18 protein-coding genes and 2 pseudogenes are annotated in these 18,392 nt (G+C 64.2%); 9 read left to right on the forward strand and 11 right to left on the reverse strand.

The window, feature by feature from the left end; genetic code table 11:
* Positions 1 to 146 precede the first annotated feature (146 nt).
* A complete protein-coding gene (locus ACFLEY_RS34385) occupies positions 147 to 338 on the reverse strand; it encodes a hypothetical protein (protein WP_060910906.1) in 192 nt (63 codons plus the stop codon).
* Between the two features lie 315 nt (positions 339 to 653).
* Here ACFLEY_RS34385 and ACFLEY_RS34390 point away from each other — a divergent pair, with 315 nt between their 5' ends.
* A complete protein-coding gene (locus tag ACFLEY_RS34390) occupies positions 654 to 914 on the forward strand; it encodes a hypothetical protein (protein WP_028175367.1) in 261 nt (86 codons plus the stop codon).
* A 143-nt stretch (positions 915 to 1,057) separates the two neighbouring features.
* Here the strand turns inward: ACFLEY_RS34390 and ACFLEY_RS34395 are convergent.
* The 3 genes and pseudogenes from ACFLEY_RS34395 to ACFLEY_RS34405 form a co-directional block, all read right to left on the reverse strand.
* Positions 1,058 to 1,262: pseudogene (locus tag ACFLEY_RS34395) on the reverse strand (hypothetical protein).
* Between the two features lie 83 nt (positions 1,263 to 1,345).
* The gene (locus ACFLEY_RS34400) at positions 1,346 to 1,477 is read right to left on the reverse strand and encodes a hypothetical protein (protein WP_256380402.1); all 132 of its coding nucleotides are present in this window, start codon (positions 1,475 to 1,477) and stop codon (positions 1,346 to 1,348) included.
* Positions 1,478 to 1,585: 108 nt separating this feature from the next.
* Positions 1,586 to 1,780 (reverse strand): hypothetical protein, encoded by a 195-nt coding sequence (locus ACFLEY_RS34405; RefSeq protein WP_028175368.1) that lies wholly within the window; start codon positions 1,778 to 1,780, stop codon positions 1,586 to 1,588.
* A gap of 95 nt (positions 1,781 to 1,875) precedes the next feature.
* Between ACFLEY_RS34405 and ACFLEY_RS34410 the strand changes: the two genes are divergently transcribed.
* The 3 genes from ACFLEY_RS34410 (at position 1,876) to ACFLEY_RS34420 (ending at position 10,446) form a co-directional block, all read left to right on the forward strand.
* The gene (locus ACFLEY_RS34410; protein ID WP_060910905.1) at positions 1,876 to 2,385 is read left to right on the forward strand and encodes a DUF4142 domain-containing protein; all 510 of its coding nucleotides are present in this window, start codon (positions 1,876 to 1,878) and stop codon (positions 2,383 to 2,385) included.
* 270 nt (positions 2,386 to 2,655) lie between these two features.
* Positions 2,656 to 8,943, forward strand: coding sequence for a HAMP domain-containing protein (locus ACFLEY_RS34415; RefSeq protein ID WP_060910904.1), 6,288 nt, complete (start codon positions 2,656 to 2,658; stop codon positions 8,941 to 8,943).
* Positions 8,944 to 8,955: 12 nt separating this feature from the next.
* Positions 8,956 to 10,446, forward strand: coding sequence for an HWE histidine kinase domain-containing protein (locus tag ACFLEY_RS34420; RefSeq protein ID WP_011085384.1), 1,491 nt, complete (start codon positions 8,956 to 8,958; stop codon positions 10,444 to 10,446).
* On the opposite strand, the gene ACFLEY_RS34425 is transcribed toward ACFLEY_RS34420, so the two are convergent.
* On the reverse strand, positions 10,443 to 10,862 hold the full coding sequence (locus ACFLEY_RS34425; RefSeq protein WP_231166658.1) for a hypothetical protein: 420 nt from the start codon (positions 10,860 to 10,862) through the stop codon (positions 10,443 to 10,445). The genes ACFLEY_RS34420 and ACFLEY_RS34425 overlap by 4 nt on opposite strands.
* On the opposite strand from ACFLEY_RS34425, the gene ACFLEY_RS34430 reads away from it, so the two are divergent.
* Both ACFLEY_RS34430 and ACFLEY_RS34435 read left to right on the forward strand, forming a co-directional pair.
* The gene (locus ACFLEY_RS34430; protein ID WP_028175372.1) at positions 10,804 to 11,073 is read left to right on the forward strand and encodes a hypothetical protein; all 270 of its coding nucleotides are present in this window, start codon (positions 10,804 to 10,806) and stop codon (positions 11,071 to 11,073) included. The two genes, ACFLEY_RS34425 and ACFLEY_RS34430, sit on opposite strands and share 59 nt — an antisense overlap.
* A gap of 96 nt (positions 11,074 to 11,169) precedes the next feature.
* Positions 11,170 to 11,405, forward strand: a pseudogene (locus ACFLEY_RS34435) (hypothetical protein).
* 96 nt (positions 11,406 to 11,501) lie between these two features.
* On the opposite strand, the gene ACFLEY_RS34440 reads toward ACFLEY_RS34435, so the two are convergent.
* The gene (locus ACFLEY_RS34440) at positions 11,502 to 11,708 is read right to left on the reverse strand and encodes a hypothetical protein (RefSeq protein ID WP_060910903.1); all 207 of its coding nucleotides are present in this window, start codon (positions 11,706 to 11,708) and stop codon (positions 11,502 to 11,504) included.
* Positions 11,709 to 11,726: 18 nt separating this feature from the next.
* Positions 11,727 to 11,948, reverse strand: a complete 222-nt coding sequence (locus ACFLEY_RS34445) for a hypothetical protein (RefSeq protein ID WP_028175375.1) — start codon at positions 11,946 to 11,948, stop codon at positions 11,727 to 11,729.
* Between the two features lie 115 nt (positions 11,949 to 12,063).
* On the opposite strand from ACFLEY_RS34445, the gene ACFLEY_RS34450 reads away from it, so the two are divergent.
* Together ACFLEY_RS34450 and ACFLEY_RS34455 are read left to right on the forward strand one after the other, a co-directional pair.
* Positions 12,064 to 12,258, forward strand: a complete 195-nt coding sequence (locus ACFLEY_RS34450) for a DUF3072 domain-containing protein (RefSeq protein WP_028175376.1) — start codon at positions 12,064 to 12,066, stop codon at positions 12,256 to 12,258.
* 91 nt (positions 12,259 to 12,349) lie between these two features.
* Positions 12,350 to 12,622 carry a DUF6496 domain-containing protein gene (locus tag ACFLEY_RS34455; RefSeq protein WP_060910902.1) on the forward strand — a complete coding sequence of 91 codons (273 nt, stop codon included), beginning with the start codon at positions 12,350 to 12,352 and terminating at the stop codon, positions 12,620 to 12,622.
* 12 nt (positions 12,623 to 12,634) lie between these two features.
* Here the strand turns inward: ACFLEY_RS34455 and ACFLEY_RS34460 are convergent, their stop codons facing one another.
* Positions 12,635 to 12,997, reverse strand: a complete 363-nt coding sequence (locus ACFLEY_RS34460; protein ID WP_028175378.1) for a hypothetical protein — start codon at positions 12,995 to 12,997, stop codon at positions 12,635 to 12,637.
* Positions 12,998 to 13,269: 272 nt separating this feature from the next.
* Complete coding sequence (locus tag ACFLEY_RS34465) at positions 13,270 to 14,805, reverse strand: Do family serine endopeptidase (protein ID WP_396604318.1); 1,536 nt, start codon at positions 14,803 to 14,805, stop codon at positions 13,270 to 13,272.
* Positions 14,806 to 15,018: 213 nt separating this feature from the next.
* Here ACFLEY_RS34465 and ACFLEY_RS34470 point away from each other — a divergent pair, with 213 nt between their 5' ends.
* Positions 15,019 to 15,855: a universal stress protein gene (locus ACFLEY_RS34470; RefSeq protein ID WP_028175380.1), complete on the forward strand. Its 837-nt coding sequence runs from the start codon at positions 15,019 to 15,021 to the stop codon at positions 15,853 to 15,855.
* A gap of 20 nt (positions 15,856 to 15,875) precedes the next feature.
* Here ACFLEY_RS34470 and ACFLEY_RS34475 read toward each other — a convergent pair whose 3' ends face one another.
* Both ACFLEY_RS34475 and ACFLEY_RS34480 read right to left on the reverse strand, forming a co-directional pair.
* Positions 15,876 to 16,088 (reverse strand): hypothetical protein, encoded by a 213-nt coding sequence (locus ACFLEY_RS34475; RefSeq protein WP_028175381.1) that lies wholly within the window; start codon positions 16,086 to 16,088, stop codon positions 15,876 to 15,878.
* Positions 16,089 to 16,492: 404 nt separating this feature from the next.
* Positions 16,493 to 18,349: a bifunctional diguanylate cyclase/phosphodiesterase gene (locus ACFLEY_RS34480; RefSeq protein ID WP_060910900.1), complete on the reverse strand. Its 1,857-nt coding sequence runs from the start codon at positions 18,347 to 18,349 to the stop codon at positions 16,493 to 16,495.
* Positions 18,350 to 18,392: the final 43 nt, after the last annotated feature.

An 18,392-nucleotide genomic window follows, 5' to 3' on the forward strand; every position in this document is an offset into this window, starting at 1 on the left:
GTCCTGCGCTTCATCGCTGGGTGGGCACCATCGGCGCATTCGTCGCTGCCGTCGCAACCTGGGCCGCGGTCTCCGTGTCGATCTGGTGGCTGAGGCGAAAGCTTCACATCGCTTCCCGACGCTCAACGTCCTGATGCCGGCCGCGGTCAGCGAGGCACCAGAGCTTCCCGCGGCATCAGGAATTCAAACATCTCGGCCGCGGTCTGAAGCTGCTCGATGCGCGCGGCAACGGAATCGCGCTGAACGCCGACCGGCAAGCTCGCAAGCTCATGCTCGAGCCGTAGCCTGTGCGCGTCGAGACGTTGCGCGAATGTGTGGGGCTCAGACCGTCTTCGCATCGTCCGTCCTCGGGGGTTGCAGGCCCGGGCTGTTGGCCCAGCGCTCGACTTGCTCAATGACCTTCTGATGGCTTGGACGCACCGGTCTTTGTGCTTCGCGTTCCTCAGAAAGCTTGCGGGGTAACCTGACCTCGTCCGTCATGACGCATCTCCCTTTCCCTATGAGAATGCGCCTCCGCGCGAATCGTTTCAACTAACCTATTGATTTATTTAGACTATATTGTTCAACTGGCGCTTTTTTGGACTCCTGTGGAACTCGCGGCAAGTTGGCCGGTTTAGCAAATTACTCATCTTGCTCAATTTGCGTGATTGACCATGAACGACCTTCGCGCCGAGCGGCTCCAAGTCATGCTTTCCCCGGAAGAGCTGGCCGCAGTGGATGATTTCCGGTTCAAGCACCGCATGCCAACGCGTGCCGCAGCGGTACGCGAACTGCTCAAATTCGGACTCGCAGCCGCGGGCATCGAGACGAGCATCGACCCGTCAACGGGCGTCAAATCAAGCGAGTTTGGTGTATTTGGCCGGGGGCCAGACGGACACGCCCCGGGAAAATCCGAGAACGACGCCGAGGATTGATTCGATCGACCTCGCAAGACAAAACGACCCCGGCACAGTGGGGTGCCAGGGCCGTCCTTGGAGATTGCTTCCGGCGCACCGGGGGCATGACGACCGGAAGCAATCCGTCGACTCTTCGCGCAGGGATTCGTTCCTTGCGAGAACTAGCCTGTCGGGGCGTCGCCGGAATCGTCCGGCATCACGCCGGATCCAGGCGTCTTGTTGTTGTCGTTGAGCTTGGGATCGCGGGTCGCCTCACGCGACGGCGAGCCCTTCGAGCCCGTCTTGCGCGGTCTGCGCGCGCTGCTTGTCGCGCGGTTGATCCTCCGCGCGCTGATCCCTGACGATACCGTGGTCGGAATGCGCCATGATACCTCTCGCTTCTCCAGATGTCCTGAAGCGCTTACGCACCGGCGCGTCGAATGTTCCGGTTCAGGCGAGAGGCCGCGGCGCTAGCTATGCGCCGCATGCACCGCAGCCGATGCATTCTCCATATGCACCTGCCGCACCGTCGTCACCGTCGCGAACGCCACCGAGACGCCAAAAGCGAGAATGAGTGAAAGAAGAGCAAGACGCGGAGCCATTGCAAAATCTCCTTCTGGAATCGAAAATCAACGCGATTGACTGTTCCCGAATGATCCTGGATTGGTCACTTGCATTCCGTGCGCGGCGTCACACCCAAACGAGAGCGCCTATGCATCCTGCTTTTGGGAGGCACGGGTCGTTACGGGCGGAATTTCGCCATCAAGCCAGTCCTGTTCTGTCGCGAGCGCGGTCCAGGCGTCTGCCATGCGCAAATAGCGCTTATAGGCAGGTTGCCCTTCCGCCCGCTCGGCGAGTTGCAAGCAGTTGTCGGCGTTGTCCCTGTAAATGTCAGACTGTTTCATGAATCATGACGTGGGGACGGAACTGTCGCGTCGCAACCGCCCTTACCGGATCGTAACGTTCAGGGAACCTTGCACGCCATCGGTCATTGATATCGATGCGAGTTCTTGTCGCGATCATCCTGATGTTCATCAGCACCGCAGCGCTTGCCGATAGCACCGGCGAGCGAAGGCCGGGCGAACGCGTGCCGACGGCGACCGATGTCATCAGCGGCCTCTACGCGTTCAGCCGCTTCCAGCAGGGCCTGCTGGAAAGCACCGACCTGAAGGGCAACGCGGAGGTGAAGAACCTCGCCGCCCTGCGCGCCGAGGAAGCGGCGAAACGCGACAAAGCGTTGAAGGACATACAAGAGGCGATCGGCGCTGAGCCGCGCGTCGGCAAGACAACGGCGAGCACAAGCCTCGCCGAGCCCGACAATTCGGACGGACCGGCCTACGTCCGAACCTTCTATGCCGCGCAGATCCCTGAATATGAATCCACCATTGGCCTGCTCGAGCACTATCTCAAAGCTCCCGACAACGCCGCACTGGCCGCCTTTGCCCACGACCAGCTACCGGTGCTGCGTTCGCAGATGAAGGATGTGGAGCGGACGATGGCAGACAAATAGCCCCCATTCGTCCTCCGGCCGCCGTCACCCGTGGTGCCCGCCCCGCCGATTGGCAGGCAAGTGCCAGCAGAGGCGGCGAACCGGCCAAAATTCTTTTGGAGCCGTTTGGAACCAATCGGCTTTTTCTTCGTTGCTGTGGTCGGGCTGAGCAAAGCAGGTTCCATTTCCTCGCGCCGCAACCTTGGCGCTTGATTTCGAATTAGGCTGACGCTCTAGTTTGACTAATTGCGTCACGCCTAAGATTCGGCCCACGCTTGCGGGGGAATCAGTATGAGCGACCTCGATCCCGGATCTGCATCACGCTCCGGTCGTCGCGTCCCAAAGCCAAAAATCAACGGTACGTCGGAGCCCGATTCCCGACCGGAATTGCTCCTCGCCTTACAGGCCATGCGCAGCGGCGATTTCTCCGTGCGTATGAGCGGCGACTATCTCGGCATCGACGGCAAGATCGCCGACACTTTTAATGAAATCATCGCCGCCAACCAGCGCATGGCGCAGCAGCTCGAGCTGGTCGGCCAGGTGGTGGGACGCGAGGGCAAGACCCGGCAGCGTGTGAAGTTCGGCCTCGCCTCCGGCTCCTGGGCCGACATGGAAGGCTCCGTCAACACGCTGATCGACGATTTGCTGTGGCCGACGCGCGAGGTGACCCGCGCGGTCGCGGCGGTGGCGCAAGGCGACCTGCTCCAGACCGTCAAGCTCGACGTCGACGGCCGTCCGCTCCGCGGTGAATTCCTGCAGTCGGCGAACATCGTCAACACCATGATCAAGCAGCTCGGCGTGTTCACCTCCGAGGTGACGCGCGTGGCGCGCGAGGTCGGCACCGAAGGCAAGCTCGGCGGCCAGGCCCAGGTGCCCGAGGTGACTGGCGTCTGGAAGGATCTGACCGAGAGCGTCAACTCGATGGCGAACAACTTGACCAACCAGGTTCGCAACATCGCCGAGGTGACGATCGCAGTTGCCAATGGCGACTTGTCCAAGAAGATCACCGTCGACGTCCGCGGCGAGATCCTTCAGCTCAAGGAAGCCATCAACACGATGGTGGACCAGCTCCGCTCCTTCGCCTCCGAAGTGACGCGCGTGGCGCGCGAGGTCGGCACCGACGGCAAGCTCGGCGGCCAGGCGATCGTGCCCGGCGTCGCCGGCACCTGGAAGGATCTCACCGACTCCGTGAACGCGATGTGCGGCAACCTGACCGCGCAGGTCCGCAACATCGCCAACGTCACCACCGCCGTGGCGCGCGGCGACTTGTCCCGCAAGATCACGGTGGACGTGCGCGGCGAAATCCTGGAGCTGAAGGACACCATCAACACCATGGTGGACCAGCTCAACTCCTTCGCCTCCGAAGTGACGCGCGTCGCGCGCGAGGTCGGCACCGAAGGCAAGCTCGGCGGCCAGGCCCAGGTGCCCGGTGTGGCCGGCACCTGGAAGGACCTCACCGACAACGTCAACTTCATGGCCTCGAACCTGACCGCGCAGGTCCGCAACATCGCCGACGTCGCCACCGCCATCGCCGGCGGCGACCTCTCCAAGAAGATCACCGTGAACGTGTCCGGCGAGATCCTTCAGCTGAAGGAAACGCTCAACACAATGGTCGACCAGCTCAACGCCTTCGCCGGCGAAGTCACGCGCGTCGCCCGCGAGGTCGGTACCGAGGGCCGGCTCGGCGGTCAGGCCAATGTGCTCGGCGTCGCCGGCACCTGGAAGGACCTCACGGAAAGCGTCAACTCGATGGCATCGAACCTGACCGCACAGGTCCGCAACATCGCCGAGGTGACGACGGCGGTCGCCGGCGGCGACTTGTCGAAGAAGATCACCGTGGACGTGCGCGGCGAGATCCTCGAGCTGAAAGACACCATCAACACCATGGTGGACCAGCTCAACGCCTTCGCCGGCGAAGTCACGCGCGTCGCCCGCGAGGTCGGCACCGAAGGCAAGCTCGGCGGCCAGGCCCAGGTGCGCGGCGTCGCCGGCACCTGGAAAGATTTGACGGACAGCGTCAACTCGATGGCCTCGAACCTGACGGGGCAGGTCCGCAACATCGCCGAAGTCGCCACCGCCGTGGCCAAGGGCGACCTGTCGAAGAAGATCACCGTGAACGTGTCGGGCGAAATCCTTCAGCTGAAGGAAACGCTCAACACAATGGTCGACCAGCTCAACGCCTTCGCCGGCGAAGTCACGCGCGTCGCCCGCGAGGTCGGCACCGAAGGCAAGCTCGGCGGCCAAGCCGAGGTGCCCGGCGTCGCCGGCACCTGGAAGGACCTCACCGACAGCGTCAACTCGATGGCCGGTAACCTCACCGCCCAGGTCCGCAACATCGCCGAGGTCGCAACCGCGATCGCCGGCGGCGACCTCTCGCGCAAGATCACCGTGGACGTGCGCGGCGAGATCCTTCAGCTCAAGGACACGCTGAATACGATGGTCGACCAGCTCAACCGCTTCGCGGGCGAGGTGACGCGCGTGGCGCGCGAGGTCGGCACCGAGGGCCGGCTCGGCGGCCAGGCCAACGTGCCCGGCGTCGCCGGCACCTGGAAGGATCTCACCGACAGCGTGAACTCGATGGCGGGCAACCTCACCGCCCAGGTCCGCAACATCGCCGAGGTCACCACCGCCGTGGCGCGCGGCGACCTTTCGCGCAAGATCACCGTGGACGTGCGCGGCGAAATCCTCGAGCTGAAGAACACCATCAACACGATGGTGGACCAGCTCAACGGCTTTGCGGGCGAAGTGACGCGCGTCGCGCGCGAGGTCGGCACCGAAGGCAAGCTCGGCGGCCAGGCCGAGGTGCCCGGCGTCGCCGGCACCTGGAAGGACCTCACCGACAACGTCAACTTCATGGCCTCGAACCTGACGGCCCAGGTCCGCAACATCGCCGAGGTCGCGACCGCGATCGCCGGCGGCGACCTGTCGAAGAAGATCACGGTGGACGTGCGCGGCGAGATCCTGCTGCTCAAGGACACCCTGAACACCATGGTCGAGCAGCTCCGCTCCTTCGCCGCCGAAGTGACGCGCGTGGCGCGCGAGGTCGGCACCGAGGGCCGGCTCGGCGGTCAGGCCGTCGTGCCCGGCGTCGGCGGCACCTGGAAGGACCTCACCGACAACGTCAACCTCCTGGCTGCGAACCTCACCACGCAGGTCCGCAACATCGCCGAAGTGACCACGGCCGTGGCCCGCGGCGACCTGTCGCGCAAGATCACCGTCGACGTGAAGGGGGAAATCCTCGAGCTGAAGAACACCATCAACACCATGGTGGACCAGCTCAACGCCTTCGCCGGTGAAGTCACCCGCGTCGCGCGCGAGGTCGGCACCGAAGGCAAGCTCGGCGGTCAGGCCGCGGTGCCCGGCGTTGCCGGCACCTGGAAGGACCTCACCGACACCGTCAATCTGATGGCTGCGAACCTGACCGAGCAGGTGCGCGGCATCGTCAAGGTGGTGACCGCGGTCGCCAACGGCGACCTTAAGCAGAACCTGACGATGAAATCGCGGGGCGAGGTGGCGGCGCTCGCCGACACCATCAACAACATGACCGAGACGCTCGCGACCTTCGCCGATCAGGTGACGTCGGTGGCGCGCGAGGTCGGCGTCGAGGGCCGCCTCGGCGGCCAGGCCAACGTGCCCGGTGCGGCCGGCACCTGGAAGGACCTCACCGGCAACGTCAACCTCCTGGCGGCCAACCTCACCTCGCAGGTGCGCGCAATCGCGGAAGTGGCGACCGCCGTGACCAAGGGCGACCTGACGCGGTCGATCCAGGTCGACGCCCGCGGCGAAGTCGCGGAATTGAAAGACAACATCAACACGATGATCACGAACCTCCGTCTCACGACGGACGTGAACACCGAGCAGGACTGGCTGAAGACCAACCTCGCGAAATTCACCAACATGCTTCAGGGCCAGCGCGACCTCGCCACCGTCGGCCGGCTGCTGCTGACCGAACTGTCGCCGCTGGTGAACGCGCATACCGGCGTGATCTACCAGGTCGAGAACGAGGAGAATCCACAGCTCCTGCTGCTCGCCTCCTACGCCGGCGACGGCATCTACCCCTACCAGCGCGTACTGCCGTTCGGCGACGGCCTGATCGGCCAATGCGCGCTCGACAGGCGGCCGCGCGTGGTCGCGGATATTCCCTCCGACGTGGTGCCGATCAACTCGGCGCTGTTCCGCGTCGCCCCGAAGAACCTCGTGGTGCTGCCGGTGCTGTTCGAGGGCCAGGTCAAGGCCGTGATCGAGCTCGCCTCGCTGACCTCGTTCACGACCTCGCAGATGACCTTCCTGGAGCAGCTCACCGACTCCATCGGCATCGTGCTCAACTCGATCGAGGCGACGATGCAGACCGAAGGCCTGCTCAAGCAGTCGCAGCAGCTGGCCGGCGAGCTTCAGACCCAGCAGCGCGAATTGCAGCAGACCAACGACCAGCTCGAGCAGAAGGCGCAGCAGCTCGCCGAGCGCAACGTCGAGGTCGAGCGCAAGAACCAGGAGATCGAGCAGGCCCGCCGCGCGCTCGAGGAGAAGGCGACCGAGCTCGCGCTGACCTCGAAGTACAAGTCCGAATTCCTCGCCAATATGAGCCACGAGCTGCGCACGCCGCTGAACTCGATCCTGATCCTCGGACAGCAGCTCACCGACAACCCGGACGGCAACCTCTCGGCCAAGCAGGTCGAATTCGCCCGCACCATCCACGGCGCCGGCACCGACCTGCTCAACCTCATCAGCGACATTCTCGATCTCTCCAAGATCGAGTCCGGCACGGTGACGGTGGACGCCGAGGAAATCCTGACCGTGAACCTGCTCGAAACCGTCGGGCGGCCGTTCCGGCACGAGGCGGAAAACCGCAACCTGTCGTTCAAGATCGACGTCGACCCGAACCTCGCGCGCAGCATCGTCACCGACTCCAAGCGCCTGCAACAGGTCCTGAAGAACCTGCTTTCCAACGCCTTCAAGTTCACCGCCGAAGGCGAAGTGCGCCTGAAGGTCGGCGGTGCGCTCGGCGGGTGGGGAACGGATCACCCGGTGCTGAACTCCGCGCCGGCCGTGATTGCGTTCGAGGTGTCGGATACCGGCATCGGCATTCCCCTGGAGAAGCAGAAGCTGATCTTCGAGGCCTTCCAGCAGGCCGACGCCGGCACCAGCCGCAAATATGGCGGCACCGGCCTTGGCCTCGCCATCAGCCGCGAGCTCGCCAGCCTGCTCGGCGGCGAAATCCATCTGCGCAGCGCACCGGGCAAGGGTTCGTCCTTCACCCTTTATCTGCCGTTGAAATATTCCGGCCCGACACTTGCGCCGCGCGCCACGCCACAGCAATATAGCCAGCCATCGGCGCTGCAACCGACGGCGCCCGAGCAGCGCGTCATCGAGCAGCTTCCCGACGACCGCCTTAACCTCGAACCCGGCGACAGCATCCTCCTGATCGTCGAGGACGACCCGCATTACGCGCGCGTGCTGGTTGATCTCGCACGCGACAAGGGCTTCAAGGTGCTGGTGGCGGCCCGCGGTGCCGAGGCGCTGGAACTTGCCAAGCAATACCAGCCGAGAGCGGTCTCGCTCGACGTGTTCCTGCCGGACATGCTCGGCTGGACCGTGCTGAGCCAGCTCAAGCACAATCCGCTGACGCGCCACATCCCCGTGCAGATCATCACGCTCGACGAGGACCGCCAGCATGCGCTGGCGCGCGGCGCCTTCTCCTTCGTCAACAAGCCGACGACGACCGAAGGAGTTTCGGCCGCGCTGACGCAGATCAAGGAATATGCGCGGCCGCGACGCAAGCGGCTCTTGATCGTCGAGGACAACGAGGCCGAACAGCTCTCGATCCGCGAGCTCCTGCATCACGACGATATCGAGATCGTGACGACCGACACCGGCGCCGGCGCACTCTCGACGCTGCGCGAGGCGCCCTGCGACTGCGTGGTGCTGGACTTGAGATTGCCGGACATGAGCGGCTTCGAGGTGCTGGACCAGATCCGTCACGACGAAGCACTTTCGAACATTCCGGTCGTGGTGTTCACCGGCCGCGAGCTCTCGGCGGAGGAAGATGCCGAGCTCCACACCATGGCGCGCAGCATCGTGGTCAAGGGCGTGGAATCGCCGGAGCGCCTGCTCGACGAGACCGCGTTGTTCCTGCATCGCGTGATCACGGAACTGCCGGTCGAGAAGCAGCGCATGCTGGAGAAGCTGAACAGTTCCGACGAGGACCTGATCGGCAAGACCGCGCTGCTCGTCGACGACGACGCCCGCAACATCTTCGCGTTGTCGAGCGTGCTGGAACGGCGCGGCATGAAGGTGCTGACGGCGACCACCGGCCGCGAGGCGGTAACGCTGGTCGAGTCCAATCCGGAAATCGCCATCGTCCTGATGGACATCATGATGCCTCAGATGGATGGATATCAGACCATTGGCGTGATCCGCGAGAACCCGGCCTTCTTGCGCCTGCCGATCATCGCGCTGACCGCCAAGGCGATGAAGGGCGACCGCGAGAAATGCCTGGAGGCCGGCGCGTCCGACTACCTCGCCAAGCCCGTCAACACCGATCAATTGCTGCTTGCGATCCGCATGTGGCTGCACCGCTGAGCTGGATGCGCGATGGACCACGAAAAGGTCAACATCCTCCTCGTCGACGACCAGCCGGCCAAGCTGCTCGCCTATGAGGTGATCTTGAAGGAACTCGGCGAGAACCTCGTGATCGCCTCGTCCGGCCGCGAGGCGCTGGAGGTTCTGCTCAAGACCGAGATCGCGGTGATCCTGGTCGACGTCTGCATGCCCGAGCTCGACGGCTTCGAGCTTGCGGCGATGATCCGGGAGCATCCGCGTTTCCAGAAGACGGCGATGATCTTCATCTCGGCCATTCAGGTGAGCGACATCGACCGGTTGCGCGGCTATGAGATGGGTGCGGTCGACTATGTTCCGGTGCCGGTCGTGCCGGAGGTGCTGCGCGCCAAAGTCAAGGTGTTTGCCGAGCTGTACCGGAAGACCCGCGAGCTCGAACGGCTAAACCACGATCTCGAAGACCGTGTCCGTGCACGCACCGCGGAATTGGAGAACTCCACAGCGAAGCTGCGCGAGAGCGAAGAGCGTCGCAGCATGGCGATCGCCGCCGGCAAGATGGGATCATGGGACTGGGACTGGGTCAGCGGCGACTGGATGTGGGACGAGGGGCAGTATCGCATCTTTGGCGTGAGCCCGGAGAGCTTCGAGGTCAATCCGGCCAACGTTCAGGCACTGTTGCATCCCGATGACGTCGACCAATTGCGCAAGGCGATCGCCGAATTCAGCAAGGGCACACGCGCCTATGAGACCGAATTCCGCATTGTGCGGCCCGACGGCGATGTGCGCTGGTGTGTCGGCACGGCTGCCGCCACCGCCGACAATAGCGGCCGCGTGGTGCGCGTGAGCGGTGTCACCGTGGACATCACCGAGCGCAAACGTGCCGAGGAGCGGCAAAATCTGCTGGCGCGGGAAGTCGATCATCGCGCCAAGAATGCGCTGGCGCTGGCGCAATCGATCGTGCGTCTCACCCGTGCCGACGAGGTCAAGGCCTACGTCAACGCCGTCGAGGGACGCATCAACGCGCTGGCGCGCGTGCATACGATCCTGTCGCTGTCGAGCTGGCAGGGTGCCGAACTCTCGAAGCTGATCGACGAGGAGCTCGCGCCCTACTCGCTCGGCGGCCAGATCAAGCTGGCGGGGCCCGAGGTTCAGTTGCTGCCGGCAACCGCCCAGACGCTGGCGCTCGCGCTGCACGAGCTTTTCACCAACTCGGCCAAGTATGGCGCGCTCTCGACGCGGTCGGGCCGGCTCATGATCGGCTGGCAGGTCGAGGAGGATCACCTCACACTGATCTGGGAGGAATCCGGCGGTCCGCTGGTGAGGACGCCGAAATCTCGCGGCTTCGGCACGCGGAGCCTGCTTGCGAGCGTCGAGTCCCAGCTCGGCGGAAAGGCGCAATTCGATTGGCGCGCCGAGGGCCTGTTGTGCCGCCTGGAAGTGCCGTTGACCCGGAAAACCCCGACCGGCGCCGCGCACGGCAAGTTCGAGGGCACCACCTCCCTCGCGCTCCAGCGCGCGTCGGGTTAACCCGACGCGGCGACCTTCATGCGCCGCACCGGCCGGGGTTCATGGGCGATGCGCCCTTCGAGCCAGGCTTCCGTTTGCGCGAGATCGCGTAACGCCATCGCATAGCGGCGGGCCGCGCTTCGCTCGGCACCGCGCGGCAGCTTGCGCGCCTTGCGCAGCATATCGGCCGCCGCGTTTCGATAGGCCAGCGAGCGATAGAGAAAGACAACCTTACCCATATCGAATGTTCCCGTGTTGACGGGCTCCATGGTCGCAAGGTGGGCATGAACGTCGGATGAAGCCCGACGTGACAAATCGTTCATGCCGATGGAACCCGCAATCGCCGGCTGCGTTGCATGCAAGATCGAGGGCGGTTCCATGGGCGCGAAAAAGTCGCCGAAAAAGTCGCCAAGGCTGATCTCTCCTTCCGGCATCATCACGCTCTTGACGCACGCGATGATGGGCGCGGCGATCGGCCTCGCCTTCGGTCTCGTGCTCATTCTGTCCAACCCGGCGGTGGCAAATTTGCTGAACCATGGCGGAGATTCGGCCGCGGCCGTTTTCGTCGTCACGCTGGTGACGACGTTCGCGATCGGCGCGATGCTCACGGGCATCGTGTTCATCATCGCCGAGGACAAGGAATTTTGAAGCGAGCGTGAAACCCGCGAGGCTGCTTTGCCGGGAACTCCTGCGGCGAATGGCAGTTGGCTGCCTGCGTCATTTTAACTCAGGGAGTTCCTGCGCATGAAGACGACCAAGCTCGCCCTCGCCTGATGTTGGCAACCGGCCTCGCCGCCGCCCCGTTCGCCGCACAGGCGAAGTCGCACAAGGCGAAACATGAATCCTCGACGTCGTCCTCGCAGACGACGGGCGCCAACACGAAATCCAAGGGCGCCGATCCTTCCGGTCAGGGCGGCTCCGGTCCCGGCTCCGATCAGGGCGGCACCATGACGAACAAGGGTACTGGCAACACCAAGTAGGCTCGCCGCCGTTGATCGAAGGCCCCGTGATCGCGGGGCCTTCTTGCTTTGCTGTTCGATACAATCCTTCTTACGCCACATCGTCGGCAAACGCCTTTAGCTGCGCCGGATGTCGGCGATGTTCAGGCCGCCTGCGGAGTTCGTCTTCACGAGATGGTCGAGCCGCGCCCGCTTGTGCGCGATCAGAAGCTGGGCCGCAGCGTCGTCGAGACCCTCACGCTGCAATTGCCGGATCGCGGACCCAAGCTCCAGGATCTCGGCGCGCAGTCTCAAGATCCGGTACGTGTCCGGGTCTTCCTCCACGGCACGCTCCCAAATGTCTCAGCGACGCACGATTGCGCGCACGGGATCAGCGGCTTTCTTGAGGGAACGAAGACGTACACGATCGCGAACATCCGGCAGGACATCACCACCACCAGCCGCCTTCCATTCGCCGATCAGCAGATTGATTTTCCGGCGCAGATCCATCTGCGCCAGGGCCTTTTCTGTGCAGTCGCGATCGCGGTCGACGAGCTCGCGCACGGACGCCTCGACATCGGCCATTTCCAGCCTCAAGGCACTGATCTTACGTCGAATTTCATTAATTCTGTTGTCCATAGCTTGTTAGAACAAAATAAGAACATATAGTCAAGTCACGATTTCAGAACGGAGAGGCCAGATGCAGGTTCAAGGTAAATACGACGCCAGGGTTTTCCTCGCGGAGCAGATGACGCGGGCACAAGGCCTGAGGTTGAAGCGGCTCAGCGAGGAGGCCTATCAGCCCACGCAATATGATCGGGGTCTGTCCTTCACTGAAGCTGCGCGCCGCATCCAGGTGCTCGAGGCGGAGATCGAACTGGCGAATTCCTTCTAGCCAGGCTGCGTCGCGCATCCGGACGTTGCGGGCGCGCCTTCGGAACCATGCCTGTGTCGAATGGTTTTCTCCCGGCCAAGGGAGAATCTGAATGGCACGCAAGGCAAAGAAGCGCCGTTACTCGCGCAGCGCCGGGAGCGATGTCGAAAGCGAAATGCGGCGCTACAAGAAGGGCACGGCCAAGAGCGGCCGCGGTGGTCGCGGCGGACGCGTGAAGAGCCGCAAGCAGGCGATCGCAATCGGCCTGTCGAAGGCGCGCAAGAAAGGCAAGAAGGTCCCGAAAAAGGCCTCGAAAACTGCCAAGAAGAAGACGGCCAAGAGAGCAGCCAAGAAAAAGTCCAAGCGCAAATCCGCCAAGCGGTAGTGGCAATCGGCGCTAGATCATGCTGCCCGGCATGAAGCAGCGGATCGAGATGCCAAACGCGGTCTTCACCGGCCACACCATGGTGCGACCGGCGCGGTTCGGCTCGGTAATGACGGCTTCATCGGGCACATCGACCCACTGCCCGTCGAGGCGTACGCGATAGTGCCCGTCATGCGATTCCCAATCGGGATCGGAGACGGCAAATCCGTCGGCATCCGAGCAGCACGGGCCGAGATGGCTGCGCAGACTGTCGAACCAGGGCTTGAGCGGCGAATCGGCGTAGCGGCCGTCATCACGCCCCAGGGCGCTTCCAGCCGACAGCACGAGCGGCGCAACGAGCAGCGCACATCTCAGCGAGAGCTTCAATCGATCCATGTCGGCACCGATCAAATACGAACCGCCGGCCGGTTCCACAAAACGGCCGGACGTCCGAAGTTCCACTCTAGCAGCTCGCCTGGGCGTCTTCATTGCCGCCAAGGCGACAGCGATTTCGAATTCTGACGAGCGAACGCGGCTTTTTCGGACGAACCCGTCACCAATGCTGCCGTTAACGAGAATGTTATCGGCGGGCTGTTGGTATCCCGGATGCAAACGAGAAAAGGCGGCCCGAAGGCCGCCCTTTTGGATTTGCGCTGGTGGAGCTCGACTTACGCGAGCGGCACCGCGACGAACCGGGTCGCGTCCGCGCTTCTGATCTGCAACAGCACGCTGTTCTTGCCGGACGATTTAGCCTGCGCCAGCTCGGCGCGGACGTCGCCGACATTGGCGACGGGCTTGCCGCCGACATTGAGGATGACGTCGCCGGTCTGGATGCCGCGCTGCGCCGCCGGCCCTTGCGGATCGACCTCGGTGACGACGACGCCCTTCTGGCCGGCGCCCTGCACGTCGCCGGCCGGCGCCAGGCTGAGCCCGAGGCGCGGCGTGCCAGGCTGCACCTTGCCATCGTCGGCCTTGCCTTGGGCCTGCCGCTCGTTCGGCAGCTCGCCGAGCGCGAGGGTCACCGTCTTGCTCGTGCCCTTGTGGAAGACGTCGAGCTTCACGGACGTGCCCGGCGCCAGCGTGGCGACGGTGCGGGCGAGATCGCGGGAGTCCTTGATCGCGGTGCCGTTGACGGCGGTGATGACGTCGCCCGCCTCGATGCCGGCCTTTGCCGCCGGGCTATTGTCCTGCGGATTGTCGACGATCGCGCCGCGCGCCTCCTTCAGGCCGAGGCTGTCGGCGATCTCTGATGTCACCGGCTGCACCTGCACGCCGAGCCAGCCGCGGGTGACCGCACCCTTGTCCTTCAATTGCGCGACGACGAGCTTTGCGGTTGTGGCCGGAATGTCGAAGCCGATGCCGACCGAACCGCCCGACGGCGAGAGCATCGCAGTGTTCACGCCTATCACGTTGCCGCTCATGTCGAAGGCCGGGCCGCCGGAATTGCCCTTGTTGATGGGCGCGTCGATCTGGATGAAGTCGTCATAGGGGCCGTTGCCGATGTCGCGGCCGCTCGCCGAGACGATGCCGGCGGTCACGGTGCCGCCGAGGCCGAAGGGATTGCCGACCGCGACCACCCAATCGCCGATCCGCGGCTTCTGGTCGGAGAACTTGACGAAGGGAAAGTCCTTCTTGCCATCGACCTTGATGAGGGCGAGATCGGTCTTCGGATCGGTGCCGACCACCTTCGCGGTATAGCTCGTCCCGTCGTCCATGGTGACCTGCACGGACTCGGCGTGGTCGACGACGTGGTTGTTGGTCACGGCATAGCCGTCGGCTGAGATGAAGAAGCCGGAGCCTTCGCCCGTGACCATCTGGTGACGCTGGCGCGGCATGCCGTTCATGCCACCCGGAAGGCGGAAGCCGAACTGCCGCGAGAACTGGTCGAACGGCGCGTCCTCGTCGGAATCCATCCGGTTCTGTTGCAGCATCGCGCTCTTGTCGTTGTCCTGGTCGATCCTGACCCGCACCGAGATGACGGCAGGTTTGACCCTGGCGACGAGGTCGCCGAAGCCCGGCGGAGTCGCAGCGCTTTCCGCGGCCTGGGCCGGCGCGATGAAGGAGGTCACGCCGAGCGGCGAAGAGCCGGGAGATGCCGCAAGCACAGCCACGCCAAGCGCGGCCACGGTGCCGAGCAGCGCGAGCCGGCGCGGCTTCAAGATCCTGCGGGACGTGGTGATGTCGGAATTGACGCGGTCATTCATGTCGAAATGTCCATGTTGGGTCAGGTGTCGCCTTGCACGCAACATGGCCGCCGCGACCTTACGGCGTCCCGTCCGCGCGATTAAATCTTGGCAAAGGTGGTGCGGTCAGCGGCCGGGTCAAAAATCGGGGCTGCACATTTGATGCAGCTCAACGCCGCCCCTTCGCGCGGTGAAAGACTGCGGCCACCGAATGATGTCCATCGGAGGCGCGCCATGTACAAAGATATTCTCGTCCACGTCCCGACCGAGCGCCCGATGCGTCCCGTGATCGACGGCTCGATCTCGCTCGCGGCGCATTTCAACGCCCATCTCGACGCGGTCGCGGTCGGCTATGTCGCAACCAGCGCGGCTTATGTCATGGAGGGCGGGGCCGCCGTGGCGGCCGTGTTCGAACTGGAACGCGAGCGGGCAGTTGAGCGGGCCGAGGCCGCGCTCGCGGTGTTCGGAAGCGAAGCGGCGAACGCCGGCATTTCCTACACGTGCCGCCCGATCGGCGCGATTCCGGCGGACGCGGCCGGCTCGCTCGGCGAGATGGCGCGACTGCACGATCTCAGCATCGTACTTCAGCCGAATCCGGAGCAAGGCTCGTTCGACAACGACCTGCCGCGCGAGATTCTGTTCCACGCGGGCGGCCCCGTGCTGTTCCTGCCTTACACCTTCCGTGGCGCCTTCAAGGCGAACCGGATCGGCATCTGCTGGGACGGCAGCCGGCTCGCCGCCCGCGCGATGCGCGACGCCGCACCGTTCCTGGCCCGCGCCGAAGAGATCGTGATCATCACGATCAACGAAGCCGACACGGTGCCCGGCGAAGTGTCGGCAGGCAATCTGGCAAGACATCTCGGCCGGCGCGGGCTCTCGACCCGCACGGTCGGCCTGTCAGCGACCCGCTCCGAGATTCAGCCGACCATCCTGTCGCTGGCGGCCGACGAGAGCCTCGATCTCCTGGTGATGGGCGGCTACGGCCATTCGCGATTGCAGGAGCGCGTTCTCGGCGGCGTCACCCGCGCCATGCTGGAAGCCATGACGGTGCCGACGCTGATGTCGCACTGACCGAAGCCGGCCCGACGCTCTCAAGCCGCAGCGGGGGTCTCCCATCCAGCGGTTGCGGTGGCGTCCTCGTCGCGTTGCACATTGCACGCATCGAAATGCGCCTTCAGCGCGAGCTCGGCGAGGTATTCGAAATGTTCGGCCTGGCCGAGGAGTTCCCAGTTCTGGAGCGGCCGATAGGCCGCCTGCTGGCGACAGAGGGACGCAAGCGCCCGGTAGCGACGTACGTTCTCCATGAGAATCTCCCTCTCGCTCCATGAGAATCTCCCTCTCGGTCACACCCGGCTTATTTCTCCGGTTTGCGTCAGGGGCATTGCACTTGTGCGAAACATTTTCTGCGCAATGCCGGTCAGTCTCGGGAATGTTAACCTGTGCTGCAACGCGGCCGCTTTGCTTTGGCGCAAACTTTACAATTGTTTGGCGATTGTTCTTGGCACGGCTCAATGCGGACCCAGCCACAAAGTTACGGCATGTGTGAGGCAAAGCACAGCCGGAGGTCCTTATCGCGCGTATAAATTTTTGCGTATGGCCGCAAACAAGGTAACGGCGGTACACCAAGGCTACGCTATCAACGCAGCCTGCGACTTTGGAGCCGCGCGGGCATGGAACCGGCGGCTCATTTCGTTTCTGGCGGCGATGGCTAGGCGTAGAGGCGGCGTTCCACGGTCACGCCGACCAGGTCGAGATAGCGTTCGATCAGGTCGGGACGGCCGACGAGATAGCCCTGCATCTCCTCGCAGGCCTCGCGCGTCAGGAAGGCGCGCTGCGCCTCCGTCTCCACCCCTTCAGCGATGACCGGAATATTCAGCGCGTGCGCGAGGCTCAGGACCGCGCGGACGATCTCGGCCGATTGCGGCGTCGCCTCGAGGTTGGAGATGAAGCTGCGATCGATCTTGATCTTGTCGAACGGAAACGACTGGAGATAGGACAGCGAGGAGTAGCCGGTGCCGAAATCGTCCATCGCAATGCGGATGCCGAGAGCCTTCAACCGCCGCAGCAGGTTGAGCGCGCGGGTAAAATCGCCGATCAGCACGCCCTCGGTGATCTCGACCTCGAGCCGCGTCGGCGCAAGCCCTGTCTCCAGCAGGATCTGGTGGATCGAGCGCTCGAGGTCGCCGGCCTGGACCTGGACCGGTGACAAATTGACCGCGACCTGCAGCGGCCGCGGCCAGGATGCCGCCTCGCGGCAAGCCTCGCGCAGAACCCATTCGCCGATCTGGACGATCAGCCCGTTCTCCTCGGCGAGCGGAATGAACCGGTCCGGCGGCACGAAGCCCCGCGTCGGGTGATTCCAGCGCAGCAGCGCCTCGAAGCCGATGACCTCGCCATCCATCCGCGCCTGCGGCTGGAAGTGGACGAGGAACTGGTTCTGCTCCAGCGCCTGACGCAGATCGTGCTGCAACAGCCTGCGATCGCGCAGTTCCTGGTCCGTCTCGGATTCGAAGAAGCGGACCCTGGCCCTGCCCTCGCGCTTGGCGCGATAGAGCGCGGAATCGGCGTTGGCGAGCAGCGTCGCGGCATCCACGCCGTCATCGGGATAAACGGCGATGCCGACGCTGACGCCGACCTGGGAGAGATAGTCGTCGATCTCGAGCTCCTTGCCTATGACCTCGACCAGGCGCTCGGCGAGCGTCAGCATATCCTCGCGGCGGGCGTTGTCCGGCATCAGGATCATGAACTCGTCGCCGCCGATGCGGGCGACGAAAGCGACGTCGGCTTCCGCGGCAAGGCGATCCGCCGCCGCCCGCATCAGCATGTCGCCGACGGGATGGCCGAACACGTCGTTGACCTCCTTGAAGCGATCGAGATCGAGGCTGAGCACCGCAAAACTGGTCAACGCCTCCTGCGCCAGCTCCAGCCGTTCGTCCAGCTCCGCGTTGAAGGCGCTGCGGTTCGGCAGGTCGGTCAAGGCATCATGATGGGCAAGATGACTGATGCGTGCCTGGCTCGCGAGCTGCTCGGTGACGTCCTCGATCACGCCGATCACGTATTGAGGCGTACCGTTCCCATCCCTGATCAGCAGCTTGCGTGAATTGACGACGCGATCGTGACCGTTGACACCAACTTCGAGCAGATGCCCCTCCAGGAACATCGGCTCGCCGGTGTCCACGACCCGGCGATCCTGTTCGTTGACGACGCGGGCGACGTCGGCCGGGAAAATCTCTTCGGGCGTCCTCCCCAGCATCTGCTCACGCGGCAGGCCGTAATAGTCCTCGCCGGCACGGTTGAGCAGGATGTAGCGGGAATCCTTCGCGCATTTCGCAAACACGGCAATCGGGATGTTTTCGACGATGGTGTCGAGGAACTCCCGGGTCCGCAGCAGATCTTGCTCGACCTCATCGTGCGTGTGCGCACTTGCGTCGATGACCCGGTGGCGGTCGCGTTCGTTCGCCTCATAGGCCGCACTGACGAGCTCGCCCAGCTTGACGACATCGAGCTGGCCGGTCACTCCCGTCGCACAGCGAAGCTGCTCGGCGAACAAGCGATGCATGCTCATGCCATCGCCCCACGCCGCGTGCGGGCCTCATGCCCGCAAATGT

It is taken from the genome of Bradyrhizobium sp. YCK136 (genome assembly GCF_044570075.1).
Lineage (GTDB): Bacteria > Pseudomonadota > Alphaproteobacteria > Rhizobiales > Xanthobacteraceae > Bradyrhizobium > Bradyrhizobium diazoefficiens.

Excerpts from the sequence above, each read along its gene's own strand:
- ACFLEY_RS34430 (WP_028175372.1), top strand. The coding sequence starts at position 10,804 with ATGGGCGCGAAAAAGTCGCCGAAAAAGTCGCCAAGGCTGATCTCTCCT.
- ACFLEY_RS34465 (WP_396604318.1), bottom strand. The coding sequence starts at position 14,805 with ATGAATGACCGCGTCAATTCCGACATCACCACGTCCCGCAGGATCTTG.
- ACFLEY_RS34385 (WP_060910906.1), bottom strand. The coding sequence starts at position 338 with ATGCGAAGACGGTCTGAGCCCCACACATTCGCGCAACGTCTCGACGCG.
- ACFLEY_RS34405 (WP_028175368.1), bottom strand. The coding sequence starts at position 1,780 with ATGAAACAGTCTGACATTTACAGGGACAACGCCGACAACTGCTTGCAA.
- ACFLEY_RS34415 (WP_060910904.1), top strand. The coding sequence starts at position 2,656 with ATGAGCGACCTCGATCCCGGATCTGCATCACGCTCCGGTCGTCGCGTC.
- ACFLEY_RS34390 (WP_028175367.1), top strand. The coding sequence starts at position 654 with ATGAACGACCTTCGCGCCGAGCGGCTCCAAGTCATGCTTTCCCCGGAA.
- ACFLEY_RS34450 (WP_028175376.1), top strand. The coding sequence starts at position 12,064 with ATGCAGGTTCAAGGTAAATACGACGCCAGGGTTTTCCTCGCGGAGCAG.
- ACFLEY_RS34480 (WP_060910900.1), bottom strand. The coding sequence starts at position 18,349 with ATGAGCATGCATCGCTTGTTCGCCGAGCAGCTTCGCTGTGCGACGGGA.
- ACFLEY_RS34455 (WP_060910902.1), top strand. The coding sequence starts at position 12,350 with ATGGCACGCAAGGCAAAGAAGCGCCGTTACTCGCGCAGCGCCGGGAGC.
- ACFLEY_RS34420 (WP_011085384.1), top strand. The coding sequence starts at position 8,956 with ATGGACCACGAAAAGGTCAACATCCTCCTCGTCGACGACCAGCCGGCC.
- ACFLEY_RS34470 (WP_028175380.1), top strand. The coding sequence starts at position 15,019 with ATGTACAAAGATATTCTCGTCCACGTCCCGACCGAGCGCCCGATGCGT.
- ACFLEY_RS34400 (WP_256380402.1), bottom strand. The coding sequence starts at position 1,477 with ATGGCTCCGCGTCTTGCTCTTCTTTCACTCATTCTCGCTTTTGGCGTC.
- ACFLEY_RS34425 (WP_231166658.1), bottom strand. The coding sequence starts at position 10,862 with ATGATGCCGGAAGGAGAGATCAGCCTTGGCGACTTTTTCGGCGACTTT.
- ACFLEY_RS34475 (WP_028175381.1), bottom strand. The coding sequence starts at position 16,088 with ATGGAGAACGTACGTCGCTACCGGGCGCTTGCGTCCCTCTGTCGCCAG.
- ACFLEY_RS34445 (WP_028175375.1), bottom strand. The coding sequence starts at position 11,948 with ATGGCCGATGTCGAGGCGTCCGTGCGCGAGCTCGTCGACCGCGATCGC.
- ACFLEY_RS34410 (WP_060910905.1), top strand. The coding sequence starts at position 1,876 with ATGCGAGTTCTTGTCGCGATCATCCTGATGTTCATCAGCACCGCAGCG.
- ACFLEY_RS34460 (WP_028175378.1), bottom strand. The coding sequence starts at position 12,997 with ATGGATCGATTGAAGCTCTCGCTGAGATGTGCGCTGCTCGTTGCGCCG.